This window comes from Paenibacillus tabacirhizosphaerae (genome assembly GCF_040812395.1).
In the GTDB taxonomy this organism is placed as follows: Bacteria; Bacillota; Bacilli; order Paenibacillales; family NBRC-103111; genus Paenibacillus_E.
On record NZ_JBFNXH010000011.1, the window covers coordinates 148,995 to 168,666 of the forward strand.

The 19,672-nt window shown below is 47.5% G+C and carries 20 protein-coding genes; 7 read left to right on the forward strand and 13 right to left on the reverse strand.

Annotated features, from left to right (window positions below; all coding sequences use genetic code 11):
• Positions 1 to 2: 2 nt before the first annotated feature.
• A complete protein-coding gene (locus ABRS97_RS19255) occupies positions 3 to 1,349 on the forward strand; it encodes an aminotransferase-like domain-containing protein (RefSeq protein ID WP_367816450.1) in 1,347 nt (448 codons plus the stop codon).
• 628 nt (positions 1,350 to 1,977) lie between these two features.
• Here ABRS97_RS19255 and ABRS97_RS19260 read toward each other — a convergent pair.
• Entirely contained in the window at positions 1,978 to 2,625 is a 648-nt protein-coding gene (locus ABRS97_RS19260; protein WP_367816448.1) for an FMN-dependent NADH-azoreductase, read from the reverse strand.
• Positions 2,626 to 2,841: 216 nt separating this feature from the next.
• On the opposite strand from ABRS97_RS19260, the gene ABRS97_RS19265 reads away from it, so the two are divergent.
• The 3 genes from ABRS97_RS19265 to ABRS97_RS19275 are packed head-to-tail and all read left to right on the forward strand — an operon-like array spanning position 2,842 to position 4,994.
• On the forward strand, positions 2,842 to 3,354 hold the full coding sequence (locus ABRS97_RS19265; RefSeq protein ID WP_367816697.1) for an RrF2 family transcriptional regulator: 513 nt from the start codon (positions 2,842 to 2,844) through the stop codon (positions 3,352 to 3,354).
• On the forward strand, positions 3,354 to 4,139 hold the full coding sequence (locus tag ABRS97_RS19270; protein WP_367816447.1) for an arylamine N-acetyltransferase family protein: 786 nt from the start codon (positions 3,354 to 3,356) through the stop codon (positions 4,137 to 4,139). Before ABRS97_RS19265 ends, ABRS97_RS19270 begins: the two co-directional genes overlap by 1 nt.
• A gap of 21 nt (positions 4,140 to 4,160) precedes the next feature.
• Positions 4,161 to 4,994: a helix-turn-helix transcriptional regulator gene (locus ABRS97_RS19275; RefSeq protein ID WP_367816445.1), complete on the forward strand. Its 834-nt coding sequence runs from the start codon at positions 4,161 to 4,163 to the stop codon at positions 4,992 to 4,994.
• A gap of 18 nt (positions 4,995 to 5,012) precedes the next feature.
• Here ABRS97_RS19275 and ABRS97_RS19280 read toward each other — a convergent pair whose 3' ends face one another.
• The gene (locus ABRS97_RS19280) at positions 5,013 to 6,008 is read right to left on the reverse strand and encodes a quinone oxidoreductase family protein (protein ID WP_367816444.1); all 996 of its coding nucleotides are present in this window, start codon (positions 6,006 to 6,008) and stop codon (positions 5,013 to 5,015) included.
• Positions 6,009 to 6,177: 169 nt separating this feature from the next.
• On the opposite strand from ABRS97_RS19280, the gene ABRS97_RS19285 reads away from it, so the two are divergent.
• Positions 6,178 to 6,351 (forward strand): hypothetical protein, encoded by a 174-nt coding sequence (locus ABRS97_RS19285; protein WP_367816442.1) that lies wholly within the window; start codon positions 6,178 to 6,180, stop codon positions 6,349 to 6,351.
• Positions 6,352 to 6,437: 86 nt separating this feature from the next.
• Here the strand turns inward: ABRS97_RS19285 and ABRS97_RS19290 are convergent, their stop codons facing one another.
• The 7 genes from ABRS97_RS19290 to ABRS97_RS19320 form a co-directional block, all read right to left on the reverse strand.
• Positions 6,438 to 6,944 (reverse strand): GNAT family N-acetyltransferase, encoded by a 507-nt coding sequence (locus ABRS97_RS19290; protein WP_367816440.1) that lies wholly within the window; start codon positions 6,942 to 6,944, stop codon positions 6,438 to 6,440.
• A gap of 16 nt (positions 6,945 to 6,960) precedes the next feature.
• Positions 6,961 to 8,124: an MFS transporter gene (locus tag ABRS97_RS19295; RefSeq protein ID WP_367816439.1), complete on the reverse strand. Its 1,164-nt coding sequence runs from the start codon at positions 8,122 to 8,124 to the stop codon at positions 6,961 to 6,963.
• Between the two features lie 28 nt (positions 8,125 to 8,152).
• On the reverse strand, positions 8,153 to 8,851 hold the full coding sequence (locus ABRS97_RS19300) for a Crp/Fnr family transcriptional regulator (RefSeq protein WP_367816438.1): 699 nt from the start codon (positions 8,849 to 8,851) through the stop codon (positions 8,153 to 8,155).
• Between the two features lie 208 nt (positions 8,852 to 9,059).
• Positions 9,060 to 10,043: a glycoside hydrolase family 43 protein gene (locus ABRS97_RS19305; RefSeq protein WP_367816436.1), complete on the reverse strand. Its 984-nt coding sequence runs from the start codon at positions 10,041 to 10,043 to the stop codon at positions 9,060 to 9,062.
• A 146-nt stretch (positions 10,044 to 10,189) separates the two neighbouring features.
• Positions 10,190 to 10,999 carry a carbohydrate ABC transporter permease gene (locus ABRS97_RS19310; protein ID WP_367816695.1) on the reverse strand — a complete coding sequence of 270 codons (810 nt, stop codon included), beginning with the start codon at positions 10,997 to 10,999 and terminating at the stop codon, positions 10,190 to 10,192.
• Positions 11,000 to 11,038: 39 nt separating this feature from the next.
• Positions 11,039 to 11,971 carry a carbohydrate ABC transporter permease gene (locus ABRS97_RS19315; protein WP_367816434.1) on the reverse strand — a complete coding sequence of 311 codons (933 nt, stop codon included), beginning with the start codon at positions 11,969 to 11,971 and terminating at the stop codon, positions 11,039 to 11,041.
• Between the two features lie 77 nt (positions 11,972 to 12,048).
• Positions 12,049 to 13,395 (reverse strand): ABC transporter substrate-binding protein, encoded by a 1,347-nt coding sequence (locus ABRS97_RS19320; protein ID WP_367816432.1) that lies wholly within the window; start codon positions 13,393 to 13,395, stop codon positions 12,049 to 12,051.
• Between the two features lie 424 nt (positions 13,396 to 13,819).
• Between ABRS97_RS19320 and ABRS97_RS19325 the strand changes: the two genes are divergently transcribed.
• Positions 13,820 to 14,737, forward strand: a complete 918-nt coding sequence (locus ABRS97_RS19325) for an ArsR/SmtB family transcription factor (protein ID WP_367816431.1) — start codon at positions 13,820 to 13,822, stop codon at positions 14,735 to 14,737.
• A 57-nt stretch (positions 14,738 to 14,794) separates the two neighbouring features.
• On the opposite strand, the gene ABRS97_RS19330 is transcribed toward ABRS97_RS19325, so the two are convergent.
• Both ABRS97_RS19330 and ABRS97_RS19335 read right to left on the reverse strand, forming a co-directional pair.
• Complete coding sequence (locus ABRS97_RS19330) at positions 14,795 to 15,334, reverse strand: flavodoxin family protein (RefSeq protein ID WP_367816430.1); 540 nt, start codon at positions 15,332 to 15,334, stop codon at positions 14,795 to 14,797.
• 254 nt (positions 15,335 to 15,588) lie between these two features.
• Positions 15,589 to 16,389 carry an RDD family protein gene (locus ABRS97_RS19335; RefSeq protein ID WP_367816428.1) on the reverse strand — a complete coding sequence of 267 codons (801 nt, stop codon included), beginning with the start codon at positions 16,387 to 16,389 and terminating at the stop codon, positions 15,589 to 15,591.
• A 103-nt stretch (positions 16,390 to 16,492) separates the two neighbouring features.
• Here ABRS97_RS19335 and ABRS97_RS19340 point away from each other — a divergent pair, with 103 nt between their 5' ends.
• On the forward strand, positions 16,493 to 17,467 hold the full coding sequence (locus ABRS97_RS19340) for a stage II sporulation protein M (protein WP_367816426.1): 975 nt from the start codon (positions 16,493 to 16,495) through the stop codon (positions 17,465 to 17,467).
• Here the strand turns inward: ABRS97_RS19340 and ABRS97_RS19345 are convergent.
• Positions 17,427 to 18,800, reverse strand: coding sequence for a DUF58 domain-containing protein (locus tag ABRS97_RS19345; RefSeq protein ID WP_367816424.1), 1,374 nt, complete (start codon positions 18,798 to 18,800; stop codon positions 17,427 to 17,429). The two genes, ABRS97_RS19340 and ABRS97_RS19345, sit on opposite strands and share 41 nt — an antisense overlap.
• Complete coding sequence (locus ABRS97_RS19350) at positions 18,751 to 19,671, reverse strand: AAA family ATPase (protein WP_367816422.1); 921 nt, start codon at positions 19,669 to 19,671, stop codon at positions 18,751 to 18,753. The genes ABRS97_RS19345 and ABRS97_RS19350 overlap by 50 nt, the downstream gene beginning before the upstream one ends.
• Between the last annotated feature and the right edge of the window lies 1 nt (position 19,672).

Consider the following 19,672-nt stretch of genomic DNA (forward strand, 5'->3'; position numbering starts at 1 on the left):
GCGTGAACAAATATATGTCCATTCTTTCCGATATGGAGCAAAAAATCTTGGATGGTAAGTACTGTCCGGGCCAAAAGCTGCCCTCCGTCCGCAGCGCCGCGAAGCTGTACGCATGCAGCATCAGTACAATCACTCGGGCATACACAGAGCTGGAGAAGCGCCATGCGATTTATTCGATCTCGCAAAGCGGCTTTTACGTCGTCGAAAAGCACGGAGATTCGCACAGCCGCAAGGAAAGCAAACTGATCGATTTCGCTTCGGCGTCGCCGGATTTGAACGTATTTCCGTATTTGGATTTCCAGCATTGCTTGAACAAAGCAATCGATACCTACAAATACAACCTGTTCACATATGGCGACCCGCAAGGGCTGGACAAGCTGCGCCACACGCTTGCTTCCCATTTGGCCAGCGATCAAGTGTTTACCCAAGCGGAGCGGATTGTCGTCACTTCAGGCGCACAGCAGGCGTTGGAAATTTTGGCAAAGATGCCGTTTCCGAGCGGCAACTCCGTCATTTTGGTCGAACAGCCGAGCTACGATGTTTATTTGCGTTTTCTTGAAGCTGAGGGTATACCGGTTCGCGGAATCGAGCGCACAGCGGCAGGCATTAATTTGCAGGAGTTGGAGGGGGAATTCAAAAGCGGCGGCATCAAGTTTTTTTATACGATGTCGAGATACCACAATCCGCTAGGCACCTCGTACAGTACGGAGGAGAGGAAGGCGATCGCCGCTTTGGCCACCAAATACAACGTGTATGTCGTAGAGGACGATTACATGGCTGATTTGGGCGAAGACCGGAGCTTCGATCCCATTTACGCTTACAGCCTCACTTCGCATGTCGTTTATTTGAAGAGCTTTTCGAAGATCATTTTTCCCGGGTTGCGATTGGGAGCTGCCGTGCTGCCGGAACGATTGCTGGAGACGTTTCGCACTTACAAAATGTACCCCGACACCTCGCTTCTATCCCAGGCAGCGCTCGACGTGTATATCAAAAACGGCATGTACGAGCGGCACAAGCACAAAATATACAGCCAATACGCGGCACGAATTTGCGCGTTGAATGAGACATTGCAGCGGTATAACGATGAAGGATTGATCCAAGCATCAGGTGTCAGTTCAGGCGTTTATATGCAGTTTAAGCTGCCGCAAACGGTCAACATGGAACGGCTGGTCAAGCGTCTTTTGACAAGAAAAATTAGCGTCGTGCCCGGGAAAGGATTTTATTTATCCAGTTACCTGAATCGGGAAAAATTTTTGCGGATCAGCATTTCACGCGCGCATCTTGAGCAAATCGATGAAGGGGTTAGGGCAATCGTCGAGGAAGTGGGTCGGGGAAGCAGGCAAATGTAAAGTGTAATTTAAGAAAACTAAACCCATACCCATACCCATACCCATACCCACTTCTGTTCTACTCTGTGCTGCCTTCCACTTCTTTTTTAACTAACCTGTCTTCCAACCGGTATTCCTATCCATGAACACCCCTGTAAAATCCCGGGTACATTTCGCCTCCGCAAGCTTCGCAAGAGAACGGAGGAGGTACTGCTGGATCGCCTATTCACCATGCACAGCGATATCCACGGAACTACGATGCCTTATTCCACGGCAACGTCCCTTTTCTCCCCCTGAAGCGGAACTGTGGTGCGTTAAATGAGCAAAACTGTGCCTGAAACCCAGCATTTCCTGCTCATAAAGTACTGTAGTTCCGCGAAACGTCCCTACAACCGAAAATACCGCCTCTTAACGCACCTACGTTCCGCTCACCCGTGCAAAAAGACGATCTATCGCAGATCGTGGCGGTACTTCTATACTCCAAACTGCTGTGGCACTTCCGGATCTTCTGCGTCCATCCTGCCAAATGCTCGTGCCACACGATACATGCGGAATCCCTCCGCTCCGCGAGCTCGTCACACACACATACCTGACGACATATGCTCTCCGTTAGAATGGGCATCCCTAACGCTTTAATTCTGCAAAAAATTTAAACATACTTTGTGGACAAATGCGCAGCAGCGGCTTCTGCTTCGCCATAGGCTTTTTTCAATAGTTCGTCGCGATCCAGAACAGCACTGCCTTGAACTCGAATGAGTTGATAATCTTCAAGCCCCATGAAATTAAACATCGATTTAAGGTATTTATGCGAGTACTCAACCTCCGTATACCAATCATTATTGGTGTACACCGCCCCGCTTCCTTGAATTACAAGTACGCTGCGGCCATCCTTCAGCAGTCCCACCGATCCATTCTCAGTGTATTTGAATGTCTCGCGGGCAATTAAAATGTTGTCCATGTAATCTTTCAGCTTCGATGGAACATTGAAGTTATGCAGCGGCATCACAATGACATACTTGTTTGCTCGTTTAAATTGCTGCAATACCTCAGACATCCTCTCAGTAACCCGCTTCTCTTCCTCAACAAGTTGTTCGCCATTCGCCAATTTCCCCAATGCGCTTAACACTGTCTGATCGATCGAAGGAATCTCTTCTCCATAAAGATTGACTTGATCGATGGTCTCATTGGGATTCAGTTCCTTGTAAACATGCTTAAAGTGATTCAAAACATTCAAGCTCACAGATGATGCAGATTCAACTTTGGGATGGGCATTAATAACAAGCATCCGATTTTCCATGTTTATTCTCTCCTTTTAAAGATCATATATCGCCATCTTATTGACGACAATTATAATCGACGATATATTATATCCATAATATATCCCTTAGCTTTTATCCTGTCAATGCCATTTATGGATCGCAGGCTGCACAGGAAATTACCATGTTTGACAAGAAAAACAAATCTCCCTAAGATGATTACTAACAACGTTTTCAACCAGAAAGCAGGTGTTTGCGTGCAGTACAGTATTGGTGTTGAATATACGCTACATTGCCTTGTTTATTTAATTGATATCCCACATGACGCTACCATTGGCATAAAGGAACTTTCCGCTTTTCAAGGCGTTTCCGAGACCTATCTCTCCAAAATTTTCAGCAAATTAACAAAAGCCGGCATCGTAAGCTCCGTACCGGGTGTAAAGGGCGGCTATAAACTGGCAAAGTCTCCGGATGATATCTCCTTTTGGGATGTTATCGAAGCCGTTGAGGGGGCTACCCCCATCTTTCAATGCAAAAATATTATCGCGAACGGCTACCTCTATCGGGACAAAGAACACGATGCGTGTTCTTCAGGCACTCCTTCCTGCCTGATCAACTCAGTTATGCTCGAAGCGGAAGACCATATGCGCATTTTCCTGCGCGGCAAAACGCTGACCTGGTTGAATGAAGAGCTGGATACCGCGTTGTCCAAACAAATACGCAGCGAAACGCGTGCCTTTTTTTCCAAAAGCGGGGTGAAATCTTCCTAATGAGTGATTTGAATAGATTATTTCGTAAACGACTCGGCATGCCGGAAAACGAAAAACTAACCTTCGAGGATTTAGATAGCTTGCTTGAAAAAACAGCAACGACCTTCCCTTTCGAAAACTTAAACATCATTTCAAATCGAACAAGCACGATAACCAAAGAACATTTGGTTGACAAAATTCTTTTAAACGGCGAAGGCGGCCTATGCTATCAATTGAATCCGCTGCTTTACCTTTTCTTGATCGAAAACGGGTTTCATGCGCGGTTAATACGCGGAGATGTCTACAATCATGATACGAACGGCTGGTCGAATCTCGGGAGAACCCATGTTACGATTCTTTTGCAGCACGAAGGGCACACGTACTTGGTCGATACAGGATTTGGAGGAAACCTGCCGCTAAAACCTGTACCGCTAAATGGAGAAACGACCTCGTCGTACAACGGGGAATTTCGAATCAGAGCAACAGACATTGAGCATGGGGACTATATCCTTGAAATGAAACTCTCCTACAAAGATACAGATTGGAAACTAGGCTATGTGTTTGATACAAGGCGGCCTTTGGAAGATTTATCTGAAGCAAACGAAGTCCAGCAACTCGTCTCCCAGCACAAAGATTCACGATTTAATAAAACTCCGCTGATAACGAGGCTGAATAAGGATGGCAATATCACATTAACTGATACATCCTTCACTCAATGGATTCATGGCGAGTCAAAAAAGGAACAGATTGATCGCGCTACGTTCAAAGAGCTGGCCAAACAGCATTTTGGATTTCAGGATTTATGAGAGGAAACGGGGGATATTCCCATGTCTTTGGAAAAACAAAAAGCACAACTGTTGGGGGAATTCCTGAAATCTCGCCGAGAGAAATTGAGCCCTTCTGAAGCAGGGCTTCCGTTTGGTTACGGAAAAAGAAGAACTCCCGGCCTTAGACGGGAGGAAGTGGCGCAACTCGCCCATGTCAGCACCACATGGTATACGTGGCTGGAGCAAGGGAGGGCCGTGACGCCATCAAGGCAAGTATTGGACAGTATAGCCAGGGCGCTTCGGTTAAGTGAGAACGAACACCAGCATGTGCTCCACCTGGCTAACATGGATGTGCCAAGTGCTCCTTCTTCCGCCCAGATCATGTCGCCGGATATTGAAAAAATAGTCCACCAGATTCAATATCCAGCTTTTATTGCAACGGATCGTACAGAGGTTCTAAGTTGGAATGCGTCGGCATGCCAAGTTATTTGCGATTTTCCTTCTTTGGCTCCTGAAGACCGGTCCATGGCTTGGCTTGTTTTCACCCATGAGGCGCTGCGCAAATCTATCTTGGATTGGGAGGCATATGCCCAATATACAGCTGCTGTGCTTCGCGGACGCTATGAAAAGAGTCTGAACGATTTGACGTTTCGCAGGCTAATCGATCGATTAATCGGCGCAAGCCCCGAGTTTCGGGAGCTTTGGTCTACCCATGACATTACGGAGAAGACGATAAAGACGCTTTGCTTCAACCACCCACAAGCGGGATTGCTGAACTTTACCGTTAATTCTTTTTCACAAATTAACGGCAACACCAACGCGCATTGCTGCGTGTATATCCCGGTTGAGGGAACAGGCACCAGTGAAAAATTACAATCTCTGATCCAGCACTAAACGAGGGCAATCCTCTTTTCACTGCCTTACTTTCAGCACCAGCTTGCCTGTTGTTATTCGCTCTTCAATCCGGCGGTGAGCCTCCCCCGCCTCCTGCAATTCCAAAATATCCGTTACATCGACCCGGATGTCTCCTCGTACCACAAGGGACAACGCCTTGCGCGCAGCTTCCGAAATGAGATCTGGGGCGTAAACGCTCATTTGTTGTAAATTAAAACCAAGCACGGCTTTGCTCGTAAACCACAACTCGTTAATGGATTGTTGGACGTCTTCGGCGTCACTGGCATTCCCCATAGCTACTAATCGGCCAAAGGGCTTGAGTACCTGAAGTGCTGTCTTCCGCATGCTGCCGCCAACCGGATCAACAACGATGTCGACCCCCTGGCCTCTGGTAAGCTCCATGACCGATTGCTCATGGCCGTCCCTGAGGAAAACAGCGTCGTATCCAAGACTCTTGGCATATTCGATTTTATCTTTGCTGCAAACGGTTCCCATCACACAACCTGCCCCGAGTTTTCGGGCTATTTGCCCCAAGGCGCTTCCGACCCCTCCGGCGGCTGCATGCACGAGCACTGTTTCTCCTTGCCGCATGCGGGACACCTCGGAAACGATCAAGTATGCCGTTGTTACGTTCGACGGGAATGCAGCGGCAGCAGCAAGATCCAAGGCTGACTCTTTTACTTCGTCAAGCGGAAAGACGAACTGCGATGGGACTTTGACGACCTCCGCATACCCGCCTCCTTCTCCAATGGATAAGGCCGCAACGAGCTGCCCTACACGGAAACCAGTGACCCGCTCACCTAATGCCCGAATGGTCCCGGATACCTCGATGCCTGGAACAAACGGCAGGGGCAGATTAGAAACAACCCCTTTTCGAAAAAGAACCTCGGCGTAATTGACCCCGGCGTAAGCAACATCGATTGTGATCTCATACGGACCTGGATCAGGGATGGCAACATCCTTTAAAGCAAGAACTTGAAAATCTCCAAATTGAGGAATAACAACTGCACGCATAGTAGCGCCTCCTTTTTCTTATAAAGCCTTATATGGTCTTCATTATGCAGAATTTAAAGGTAGGCAGCCAGTGAGTGATTATACGGGTATTGGAACTAACAGGATGCTTGATTCCAGGTATATCTACTATGCTATAATGCAAAGAATCAGCCTATGGAGGTTCTAAATTATGAAAATATATGTCATTCTGTCGTTCAACGAGGACGGTATGGAAAATGTGTTTGTAGGCACGGATGAGGAAAAAGCGCTCTCGCTGAATCCCTCCGATTTTGAAAATTGCGATGCGCTTTTCGTAGAAATTTGGGAAGACGGAGAAAAAACAGACGATTACCGCCTGGTCTAATTGGACGAAAACAAAAAGAAGCAAGAACCCTTCATGAGCGGGCTTTTGCTTCTTTTTTCGTTGGTTTTCTTATTCTTGCGCTGCACCTATTCATCTAACCGCTTGGCATAACAGTGCCTCGGAAGGCCGCCATACATAGGACGAGTAAATTGATGTTCCAAGCCTGCGGCTTCTAAGTTCCGCCTGCTGACATGATTATCGGGATGAACGGTGGCGTACAGATATAAGCAGCCGCTCGCCCGGGCGCGCTCTTCCCGGAGTTCATGGAAACGGCGCTGCAAGCCTCGCCCGCGTACGGATTCATGCACCACTGTAGCGTCAAGCACCGCGACCCGATTCAGTTCATCGTCCGGCACCCCGAACTCCCTGCCGAGATTGCCCGCTTTGAGGCCTGGGAACGCCAGTACGGTATAAGCGACCATCCTCCCATCCAGAAAAGCACCATATATTTCGCCTTCGTTCTCTACATGAGCATGCAGGTACTCTACATCGTCCATTGCGAATATCGCTCCTGAGGAAAGACGCGACACAACGTCCATCATCAGGTTATAGGCCTCATAAACCTCTTCGTTTCCGATCCGGCGAATCTCCACCTCGACAACCTCCTACCTATGATGCTTCCGTTATTTCAATCTCTTTCTTCCCATAAATGCGATGAAGGACGAAGCTGAGCAGCAAGCCTACAAAGGACATGCATGAAATCAGGACATATAAGGTGCTGGCGCCTAAAGCTTCATAAACCCATCCGCCTAGGTAGGAAGCCACAATGCCCGAAACACCAAAGAAAAGCAAGGCAAGCACCGTCTGGCCTGTAGCTTTCCACTCCTCAGGGACGATTCGGTACAGGTACTGAATGGCCGCCGAATAAAAAATCGGAAATGTAAAGATTTGCAGCAGTTGTATATACGTCAGCCAATGAGGATCCGTAATCCAGGCCGAGAGAAGGAAGCGGATCACATAAAAAATGCTGGCAAACGCGATGATAATCATCTCTTTGCCCTTGCGCAGCCACCAGAAGCTCAAAGCGAATACGAGGATCTCGCTTCCCGCTGCAAGAAACCAAGCTTGACCTACCAGATCGGCCGTTCCGCCCAATTTCCGAATATATACGCCAAGATACGTATCGTTAATGCGCTGAGGCACGGCAGAAACAAATATCAGAATCAAAAACCAGACCGTTTCGCGATGTCCCAGAAAGTCCCGCAAGCTTCTCAGCGTAACTGGCTTCCCGGTTACTGGCGCATCCGGCAAACCGAGACAAACCAGCATGCTGATCACTCCAATGCCCGCGAACATAAGCGCCAAGCTATGAACACCGAAATAAAGCATGGCATAACCGACAGCAAGCGACGTCACCGCATACCCGAATGCGCCGAATGTGCGAATCGAGCCGTAGCTCACCCCACTGGCCTCAGCCGTTTGGAAATTAAGGCTTTCCGTTAACGGATCCAGAGGCATCAGGAAGGAATACAAGAGCATGGCAAAGAGAAGAAGAACAATAAAACTGCCTGAAGCATACAAAAAGTACCCCGTTACGGAGGAACAGGCCAACAGGAGCAGCATGATCTTTTTAATCGTTTTCGTACGGTCGCTAATCATGCCCCACATAGGTTGGGCGAAGATCGTAATAATGCCTCCCGTTCCAATAATGAGTCCGATCTTCGTCGCAGGAAGTCCCTGCGCATCCAAGTAAACCGGCAGAAAAGAGACGAACATCGCCAAGAGCGCAAAATACAAAAAGTTATACGTTCGCAGTAATTGAGTTGACTTCATGAATGACCTTTACCTTTCAATGATCCGTCTAGTTGTACAAATGATTGCCCGCCAGTTCTCGTAATCTTGCCTCATTCAGCACAAGAAGCCGGCCTTTCTTCCTGACCAACACACCTTCTTGAATCAGGCGATTGATCACGCGATTCAAGTGCCGGTAGCTGGTTCCGAGCATTTCCGCTGTTTCCGTCAATGTAGACGTGCGTATTTCCTCCGCCTGCTCGCTGCTGTTTTCCTGCGAAAACAGTGAAAGCAAATAGCTGGCGAACCGGTTCTCCACCGGATATAGCAAATTCATCGCCGATGCATTGCCAAGTGTATACAACTTATGGCTCAAATTCTGAATCATAAACCAGAGAAACGCCGGGTTGTTCGCTTCCTTCTCCATAATCAGCTCCCTGCTTATGACAAGAACCGAACATTCGCCTACAGCTTCTACGTTGTTTTTGACCGGATACTGCGCCGTCCATTCGACGTCCCCAATTAAGGATGGCGGTCTGGAGAAGCGGAGCAGCATCGTTTTGCCATTTGGGAGCAGCGTATGAATTTTCAGTTTGCCGGATACGAGCACATACAAGCCGTCCAGCATTTCCCCCATCAAACAGACCATTTCTCTATCGGCATAGACGCGAAGCTCCATCGCTTCCACGACCTGCGGTCCAAATTTATCACCCAAATGGTTCCTTCGCACAAACGTCTGAATCGCCTCAGCATCGTTAATTTTTTGCAAGATAAGCCCTCCGCTTCAGCAATTTCCGGCAGGAAACTGCCCTTCAAACAGTCTAAGGAATAACTGCCTTTAACAAATAGGACATATGTCCTTTTCTAATGTAACGGTCTTCGCCTGCCAATGCAACCTGCCCGCTTCCCTAGAAGCAGAAAAAAACAGCACCCTCGACCTGCTTGCGAGAGTGCTGCTTATCTATTTGTGCGCCGAATTACACGGCTTCCCCATCTGCCGCCGGGATACCGAAATTCGGCGTCCCATCCTCATGCCAGCCAAGACGCTGCGCGCGCATGTGGCGGTTCGGATCATAAAGCGGATCCCCAACAATTTCCTTGTAATTACGGGCATGGTAAACGAAAATATCCTCGGATCCGTCACTCGACACCGTGAAGCTGTTATGGCCTGGACCATACTGCCCAGTAGACTCATTGGTGGTGAACACAGGCGTCGGGTTTTTCGTCCACGAACCAGGGTCCAGCAAATCGCTATCTTCCGAAGCACTCAGCAAGCCCATCGCATAGTTAAAGTCTGTCGCGCTGGCGGAGTAGCTGATAAAGATTTTGCCGTTCTTTTTAATGACAGCCGCGCCTTCATTTACATGAAAGCCGATAATTTCCCAGTCATGCTCAGGTCGCGCAATCATGACTTGTTTGCCCAGAATCGTCCATGGGTTCTGGAGCGGAGCCATGTACAGATTCGAATTACCGAAGATGTCAGGGTCTTTTTGCGCCCATACCAGATAGTGAACGCCACGATGTTCAAATTGAGTTGCGTCGAGGGCGAACGACTCCCAGTCCGTGCGAATTTGCCCCTTCTCCACCCAATCGCCTTCTAAAGGATTCTCAGAACCATTTTCAAGAACGAACATGCGATGATCGAACAACCCGTTATTGGTCTCTGTCGTCCGCGCCGCCGCGAAATAGATATACCACTTGCCATGTATATAATGAATTTCAGGTGCCCAAATATTAGCGCTCATGGGACCACTCTCATATTTTTTCCATACGGTAACAGGCTCTGCGGCAGCAAGCTCTTGAATCCCCCTTGCTCTGCGCACTTCAATTCGATCATATTCAGGTACGGATGCGGTGAAATAGTAATAGCCGTCCGTATGCTTATACACCCACGGATCAGCCCGCTGCTCAATAATTGGATTTACGAATGTTTCGGCTGTACCCACTGTTCTCTCTCTCATGTATGATTCCACTCTCTTCTTTATCATAGAATGACTTCCTTCAAATCTGCCCGACGCTTTCACATCGGTTGAAAATACATAATGCGTGTCTCCTTTGCCAGAAGTACACACGCCAGTTTACCGCAACCTTCGCGATGTCTCATCCGTTAGCCTTTAACACCGCCGACAGTAAGACCGGAAATGAAGTATCTTTGGAAGAAAATAAAAAGAATCAAGATCGGCAGAACAGCAAGTACACAACCAGCAAGCAAAATTTGATAATTATTGCCGTAAGGCGTAATGAGAGAACTTAGACCAATCGGAAGTGTAATCATTTCTTTCGTACGCAGCACCAGTGATGGCCAGAGGAAGTTATTCCAGTTGCCCAGTGCTTGAAGAATCGTCATCGCGCCAAAGGCAGGAACCATTAAAGGAACAAAAATGCGGTAGAAGATGCCATATTCCGTGCAACCATCAATACGTCCCGCATCCATAAACTCTTTGGACAACCCGCTGGCATACTGACGGAAGAAGAACACCGGGAGCGGAGCGACGACAAAAGGCAAAATAACGCCCCAGTACGAATCGATCATTTTGAAATTAATGATGAGTTTATAAAGCGGAAGCATAATAATTTCCAGAGGAACCATCATCATCAATAGAATCATGGTGAACACGACATTTTTAAACCGGAAATTATACATCGCGAGCCCATACCCAACGGCAGATGAGAAAAACAGCGTCACAATCGTACCGAAAATCGTGATAACAATACTATTCTTGAACCAAGTAAAGTACGTTTGCGCCGATTTCGTAAACAATGAGGTGTAGTTATCCATCGTTAACAATTCCGGCTGAATGCGGAAGGTAAGTCCTTGGCTGATCACCATATTGGCCGGCTTAAAGGATGCAAGCGTGATCGCATAGAAGGGCAGGAGGACCAGGATCGCAACAACAATGAATAACAACACCATCATTACGGAAGAAAAAGTAAGTGATCTCTTATTATCCACTTGTTAGTCCTCCTTATTGAACAATCCAAAAAATTTCAATTGGATCATATTTAGTAGTAGTGTTATGGCCAATAAAGTGAGTCCAATTGCTGAACCCATACCGAAATCGTTTTGCTCAATACCCTTTTGATAAATGTACCCAACCATGGTAAGACCGATATCATTAGGCGATCGGTTACCGCTCCACAGCATGTAGCTTTCGATAAACATGGATAAACCGCCGAATACACTAATCGTAAGCACATAGATCGTTACAGGTTTAAGCAGCGGAACCGTAATGCGCGTGAACTTGGTCCACGTTGTCGCCCCGTCAATTTCCGCGGATTCATACAGTTCCGTCGGAATATTTTGCAAACCGGACAGGAAGTATATGATATTGACCCCAAGCCAGCGCCAAGTAGCCAGCAGCACCAGTGTAATCATGCCGAACTGCGCGCTGCCCAGCCATTTCATCTTCCCTACGCCGAATACGCCCAGAACGGAGTTAACGAAGGAATTTTCCAATTCCCCGAACAGCATGCGGAAAATTGTACCTGCTACAACCGCAGAAACCAGTGCGGGAACAAACAGGGTGGAACGGAAGAAATTTTTGAAAATCATCATCTTGGCATTCAAAAATACCGCAAACACAAGCGGAAATGGAATTAATACCACTAACGTTAACACCGTATATAGGAAACTGTTAAAAATAGCTCTGTAGAAATGGGCATTTAGCAATTTCTCATAATTTTTTAATCCGATATACTTCGTGGCTCCAGGCAAAATCTCCTGAAAGCTCATCTGAACCGTAGATAGAACGGGATAAGCAAAAAAGACCAGGAACGTGATCAGAAAAGGAAGAACAAAAATATAGGGTGCGGTTTTCTTTGAATATAGCAGACTTGTTCGTTTAGACCGTTTTGAAGCTACTGCCGTAAGTGCGGCTTGTTGATCCATCACGTTTCCTCCTTTCTGTGAAACAATCACTAGCCTGGCAAGCTGCAAGGCTAGTGATGATTAAAATGAATATATGATTATTGCTTGCGAACTTCTTCAGCAACAGCTTTCAACACTTTAGCCGGATCTTCCAGGTCGTTAATAATTTTGAACTCGGCGGAACGTTTCACCGCATCAATGATAGCAGGCGTTTTCTCGCCAATATTAACCGGTTTGATCTCATCCTTTACTGTGTTAAGCGTATCGAAAATGTTTTCGCCGAAGTATTCGGTGAATTTATTTTTCTCTTTCAGCGCAGGGTCATTCCATACGTCTGAACGGATAGGGTCAAAGCCAAGCTGTTTCCAGATCTCGATAGCGCCCTCTTTGGACAGCTTCGCATAGGCAAGGAACTGTTTCATTACATCTTGAACCTTGGATTGCTGCGTGATGACCGTTCCAGTACCGCCCATACCTGCTGAGCGCGCACCGCCTGCTTCCCAAGCCGGCATTGGCTTAATGACGATTTTGCCTTTAAGTTCAGGCATATAATCGGTGAAACGGCCCATGTACCACATTGGCATCCAGATCGAAGCTGCGCCGCCTTTATTCATGAAAGCGTAGTACTCTTCAGCATGGTGGAATCCGCCTGGAGCCGGAACCGCAATTTTATCTTTCACCAGATTTTGCAGGTATGTCATGGTTTTGATGTTTTTCTCGCTGTCCAGCGTGACGCTGCCGTCTTTACCCAGAAGATCGGAATCCTGCTGCGCAATCAACGGCCACATCGACCATTGCTCAGTTGCTTCTACCGTCGTCATCGGCTTGCCCGTTTTCTCAAGAACGGTTTTACCGGCTGTACGGAAGTCATCCCAAGTTTTGATATTGTCCGGATTCACACCGGCTTTGTCGAGAATTTCTTTATTGTAGTAGATAACGGAAGCACCTACATGATAGTCAATTCCATAGTATTTACCATCTTTAGCATAAATATCGAAACGCGATTTAACGAGGTTCTTCATTTCAGGCTCAATGATATCGTTCAATGGAACAAGTTGAGGCGTACCTTTCAAATAGTTGGCGAATTTACTGATCTCAATGTCTGCCATATCTGGAGCGCCGACGCCTGTTTGCAGGGCAACCAGCAATTTATTATGTTCATCATCATATGGGAATACATTACCTTCAAATTCAATCGGTTTTTCAGGGTGCTGCTTATTCCATTTCTCAGCCATACCTTGGTAGTACTTAGAATGAAGCTCATTGAACGTCCAGAAAACAACTTTAGTTGGTTTTCCAGCGGCTGCCGTACCTGTCGTTGCACTTGGGCTATTCGTTCCTGCCGGAGAGCTAGCTGCCGGTTTATCTTCTGACTTGCTGCACGCCGTAAGCGCTAACATCGAAGCCATAGCAACCGTTAATACTTTAAATGTCGTCTTGCGCATGTTTAAATTCCCCCAATCAACTATTTGCTTCATCTAAATCGTTTCATATTTATCTAAAACAATTTATGTTTTCATATTACAATCCTCTTTTTTATTTGTCAACACTAATTTGAATGCGCTTACGAAAGCTTTAAATACTACATTTTTCCAATTTAAACCGCTTAATTGATAAGTTGACACTTTAAAATGATGTATCGTGACATACTATCTCTTTCACATTTATATAAAATAATAGATATCATGCTCACATTACGCTTCTGAGAAATAATTTGTCATATAAAAAGTTATATTTTTTTCCAATTCCCCTTTTTGTTTTACATAAATAATTCGTTTTCCGCCAAAAATCAATTATTTTAGCCTTTATCTTTATTAATTTACGTATATCATTTATAATAAATGTAAAATAAACAAGGAGACAGGACATATGATATACATCAAAGAGCTCCGCTCTGGTTTAAATATATTTAAAGCATTAAGTTCAGAGATTCGAATCGAAATTCTTGAGCTTCTGGCCAAAAATCAAAGTTTAAACTTAAATGATATTGCTACCAAGCTTCAATTGACGAATGGCGCTATCACCATGCATATCAAGAAGCTCGAAGAAAGCGGTTTAATCGAAATTAATACCGCCGTAGGCAAGCATGGTCTTCAAAAGATTTGCTACCTGAATGAAGAAAAACTTATGGTTGATCTTCGCAGCAAAGATATCGACAATCTGTACGAAGTCAACATCAAAGTGGGTCACTACAGCAACTATCAAGCGCTGCCTACCTGCGGTCTTGCCACGAAAGACAGTATTATCGGGGATTTCGATGATCCGAGATATTTTGCCGATCCGCAGCGAATCGATTCCCAAATTGTCTGGCTCGCAGAAGGCTTCCTGGAATATCGGATACCGAATTATTTAAAACCGAACCAATTATTTAAGGAAATTCAATTTTCCATGGAATTAAGCTCGGAGGCGCCAGGCTTTTGCAGTAATTATCCATCCGATATTTATTTCTATATTAATGGTCAAGAGATCGGCTTCTGGACAAGCCCTGGTGATTTCGGTGACAAGCGAGGCACGTTCAATCCGGACTGGTGGCCGCCGCACCTCAATCAATACGGCGTGCTAAAACTGATCCGTGTGAATGAAGAAGGCAGCTTCATTGACGGCTGCCGCATCTCTGATGTGACGCTGTCAGATATCAATCTGGATTATAAGAGTGATATTAACTTCAAGATGGCCGTCGACGATAAGTCGAAAAACAAACGCGGCTTAACCATCTATGGCCAAAATTTCGGCAACTACAACCAGGACCTGCTAGCGCGGGTGCTCTATACGGATCAAGAAGAATAGGAAAAGGGCAGCAGGAATGTGTGAGATTCCTACTGCCCTTTAAATTTGCAAACAAGTTTAACGTGAATGCAAGCTTCCTCTTAATTTCTCCACGGCGATTTGCGCCTCGGTATCCTGCAAAATTTCACCTGGCTTGTTCCCTTTACCAAGAATATAGCCCGCAAATGTAACACCTGCGAAATCGAAAATATATTGAAACTGCTGGATCAACGGCTTCCCTTTTTCCTGCGGCTCATCATCCCCGACTGCAATTACATAAGCGGTTTTCGTGGACATTTTCGTTTTGAAGTGCGCCCTATCTTCAACTAAAGATTGCGACCATCGGTCAACAAACGTTTTCATGACACCTGACATTCCATACCAATAAATCGGCGTAGCAAACACGAGGACATCCTGCTCCAGAATGCGGTTTATCAGCATCTGGTAGTCATCATCCGGGTAAGCTCCGCGTTCCGTATGCCGATAATCATCGATCGCTTGGAGGTTATAATCGGACAAATAAATCTGATCCGCTTCAGCCCCCCCAACGAGTTGATTGGCAAGCGTGTCTGAATTCCCCTGTCTGCGGGAACTCCCGTAAAGAACTGCGATCCCCATTTTTTCTCCTCCTTATATGTTTTGCTCGTTACTCGGAAGCCAGATCTTCAATTTGTCCTGAAGATAGCTCGCTTACTAGTTCGCTGAACGGAACTCTTCGCGATCCCCGAGGATTAGCGAAGGACGGAGTATATTAAGGAGCGCAGTCCCAGAGCGGATAGTTCCTCTTCGAAGATAGTCGCTTCCATTATCATCTTCGGCGCCCCGACAATGGCTGTAGTTCCCACACACACAGCCCCCTATTTTGCCTGGCATCAAACCTCCCAATCACTCCGTAGCTGCTCATAAATCATAATTAAATACGCGGAAGGATCGGGCCGCTCACTACGCCAATCATGCTCGAATTTTCTCGCAAAATGGTCTGAAATCGGTATAGCTAGCTGCTTCAGCCTTGCCGCATGCATAGTCGGAAGCCGCTCGATCCAAGCCTGCAAAAGCTGCCAATCCTCAGCTGCCACAGTTTGCTTTATGTAGGGATCAAGCTCTACAGGAGACATTTTGAATTTCCACTTGGCTATCGCTTTATCGATCTGGCGTCTGCGTTTCAACCGCTCGCTTCTGGCTTCAATAACAACAATCGTTCCTGCCACCATATCCCCGATCCGCTTGTCCTTGGATGTAAAAAAAATCGCAACGGCTCCGAGAAAATAGGAAGTAGGCAGTACATCCAGCAGCCGAAATAAATTACGGATAAGAATCGATAATATTGTCGCAGATTGCCCATTATTTTGAAGCACACGAAGCCCTGTTACTCTCTTGCCGGGGGTTTGCCCGCCCATATAGGCTTCGGTGCAAACAAAGTAGCCTACATTCACAACAATAAATAAAACAAGGATAATTACAATTATATAGTCAGCAACGGTCGGCATCCAATTTCCCGTATACAACCGACTTACACCAACTATGGCGATTAGCAGGACCCCGTTGAAAACCAGTAAAATCAAAGCATCGAGCAAATGGGCCAGCGCCCTGCTGCCGAGTCCCGCGGTTTGAAACTGCAGCTGCACCTGCTCGGGGGTAATGATCGTCAGTTCTTTATCCAAGGACTCGTTCATAGCATCTCCTCACGGATTCAAAATTATGGTAAAATATACAGGATCATCAGGCGTATTGCTTACGATGCCAGTTTTGCTAAAGCAAAACTTTTAGGAGGCCCGCATGGAAATATCACGCTTTATTAAAGAAAACAAACCACAATGGACCGAACTTGAGCAGCTCCTCGCACAGCTTAATAAAGGAAGAAACAAGCTGCAAGCCAGCCATTTGAACCGATTCGCCGAACTTTACAAAATAACGACGACACACCTTGCAACGATGCAGACTCACCGTCCTGCGGATGAAACGACGATCTATCTGAATCATCTCGTATCGGGAGCGCACAATGCGATGTACAAAGAGAACAACAAAAGCACCACACAGATGAAGACATTTCTTCTCCACTACTTTCCCTCGCTTATCCAAGCGAGAATACTGTTTGTCGCTTTTGCCCTTCTCCTTTTTTTGCTTGGCGGACTGCTCGGTTTCTTGTCGGTTTGGAACGATCCGCTTAATCTTCATTTAATTCTGCCGGGAGGGATGGCGGACAACATCGATCCATCCAAAACGGCAGAGCCCCGCGGGAATCTGCATAGCCCGCTCGTCTCTACCACCATTATGACGAATAACATTAAAGTCGCCGTGCTCGCTTTCATCAGCGGAGTCACGCTTGGCATCGGCACCGTTTACCTTATGATCACCAACGGACTCCTCATAGGCGCATTGGCTGCGGTATTCATGCAATCAGGGAAAAGCTACGTGTTCTGGGCCTATATTTTACCTCACGGGATTATTGAAATGACGGCTATTTTCATCGCAGGCGGAGCCGGGTTATATATGGGATACCGCTTCTTCGTACCCGGCCCGTTTCCGAGAAAGCTGCGCTTTCTAGAATCGGCCAAAGAATCGGCTAAACTGCTCATCGGCACGATTCCTCTCTTCATAATTGCAGGACTGATAGAAGGCTACATTACGCCTTCCACACTTTCCCTGGAGGTTAAATACCTGATAGCCGGAGTCACGTTACTGCTGCTTGCGCTATATTATGTGTACGGCATTAGAGTACGTCGCGAGATTTCAAATCCAAATATGCGTTGACCGCGCTTAGCGTAAGTTGGTCGGCTGGGACATCCATAACCGGGATGCCTCGGCCGGCCATTTTCGTTACATAGGCATGTCGTTCCCATGTGAATTTATGAGCGATGCTTTGCCTGTAAGCTTGACGGCTATCCTCCGCACGAATGCGGCTCCACTGATGCAGAAGCGGATCATGCAACGAGAGCAGCAGCGCCTGGTGGCTTTTGCGCAGCCTCTCTACATAGAGCAACAGTTCATGATTATACATATAGCTCTCCATATCTGAAAAAAGCACGACGAACGAACGCTTCTTCAGAAAACGAAGCACATGAGACATCGCAATCCCTGTGCTAGACTCCAGGAAATCAGTCCGCAAATCATAGACGGCCCGGGTTAATTCCTGAAGATGCAGGAGTCCCTTGCCGGGGGGAACGTACACTTTCACGCGGTTCGAATAAGCGAGCAGAGCTACTTGATCTCCCTGTTTCAGGGCAACAGCAGCCAAAGTCAAAGCAGCCTCCAGCGTACGGTCAAGCTTCACTTGCCCCTCCAGCTCAATGCCCATTTGGCGGCCGCAATCGAGCACCAGCGCAACAATTTTCCCTTTTTCCGGTTGGTAAAGGTTCGTCATGAGCTTGGTCGTGCGAGCCGTCGCTTTCCAATTGATGTGCCGGATATCATCGCCCTGCACATAATCACGAATATAGTGAAACTCTGAACCGCTGCGCTGCTTTTTGAACAGCCGATGCCCTTCCAAAATCAAAGCATCCTGCGCAGCACCGAGTACACCTCGCACCTGCGAGAGGTCGGGATAAATATCGATCGTATCTGCTTGCGTCAGCTGCACCTGTTTTTTCCACAAACTCAAGCCGCCCCAATAGCGCAGGTAGACATGGGCCAGCACATACTTTCCTCTTTCGAGAGCCATCGTCGTATAAAAGAAAGATGCCTCCGTTCCGTCGAACCTGCCGCCAAGCGAATTACGGACGGCACTGAACACAGCAGGCAAGTCGTCACTGAGCTCAACTTGAACGGATTGACCGGTCTTCGCACGAAGCTCGAGACCAACTTCAAATCCGCATCTAACATCCATCCGGTCGGGAAGCTTCCGATGAATCGTCCATGTGCTGCGCTTGGGAAGGAGAAGCAAATCAACGCATGTCAGCACCACGAGCAGAGCATTGTAGCTCCAGAACACAGGAAGTCCGACCCCATATAGGGAGCCCAGCACGGTGACAGCCGCTCCCGCCATAACAAGCGCGATAAACCGCTTAGTCGGCAGAACGAAATCCTGCAGCAGAAGCTTAGCGAGGAACCGGAATGGAGCCGAGCGTCTCTTGGATGATGTGGTCACTGGTTCCGCCCTCCAATTCCGCTTGAGGCGTTAGCAGCAGCCTGTGCCTCAGTGCCGGTCGCGCGACAAGCTTGATATCGTCGGGCGTGACGTACGTCCGCCCTTCCAGCAGCGCCCACGCTTTGCTGGCCATTAGCACGGCAATGCCCGCACGCGGGCTTGCCCCGAGCTGTATCCGTTTGGACTCGCGGGTTTTGCGGATCAACGTAGCAATATAAACGTAGAGAGATTCCTCCACGACAATATCGGCCAACTTTCGCTGCTCCTCGGCAATTCGCTCAGGCGTGAATACAGCCTGAAGCGATTGCTCCAGCTCCTGACGAAACGGCACGTGTCGGCGCAGAATGTCTACCTCCGCTTCTTCGCCGGGATAATCCAGCACCAGCTTAAACAAGAAGCGGTCGAGCTGCGCTTCGGGCAGCGGGTAGGTCCCTTCGTATTCAACTGGATTTTGTGTTGCGACTACAAAGAACGGATCAGGAAGCTTATACGTGTTCCCTTGAATCGTCACCTGCCGTTCTTCCATCGCTTCGAGCAGCGCCGCTTGCGTCTTCGGCCCAGAACGATTGATTTCATCAGCTAGCAGCACATTCGTGAAAATCGGCCCCTTGATCGTTGTAAAGCTCTGATCCTGCATATGGTAAATGACACTGCCGGTGATGTCGCCGGGCATCAAATCAGGCGTAAATTGGATGCGGCGATACTCGCCGCCGGACAGCTCCGCCAGTGTGCGGGCCATTCTTGTTTTGCCGAGACCCGGCACCCCTTCGAGCAGCACATGGCCGCCAGCCAGCATAGCGGTTACCAGCAGCCGGATGTTGAGCTTTTGCCCCAGCAGGCGCTGCTCCATCGATTCGATTAATTGATTCATT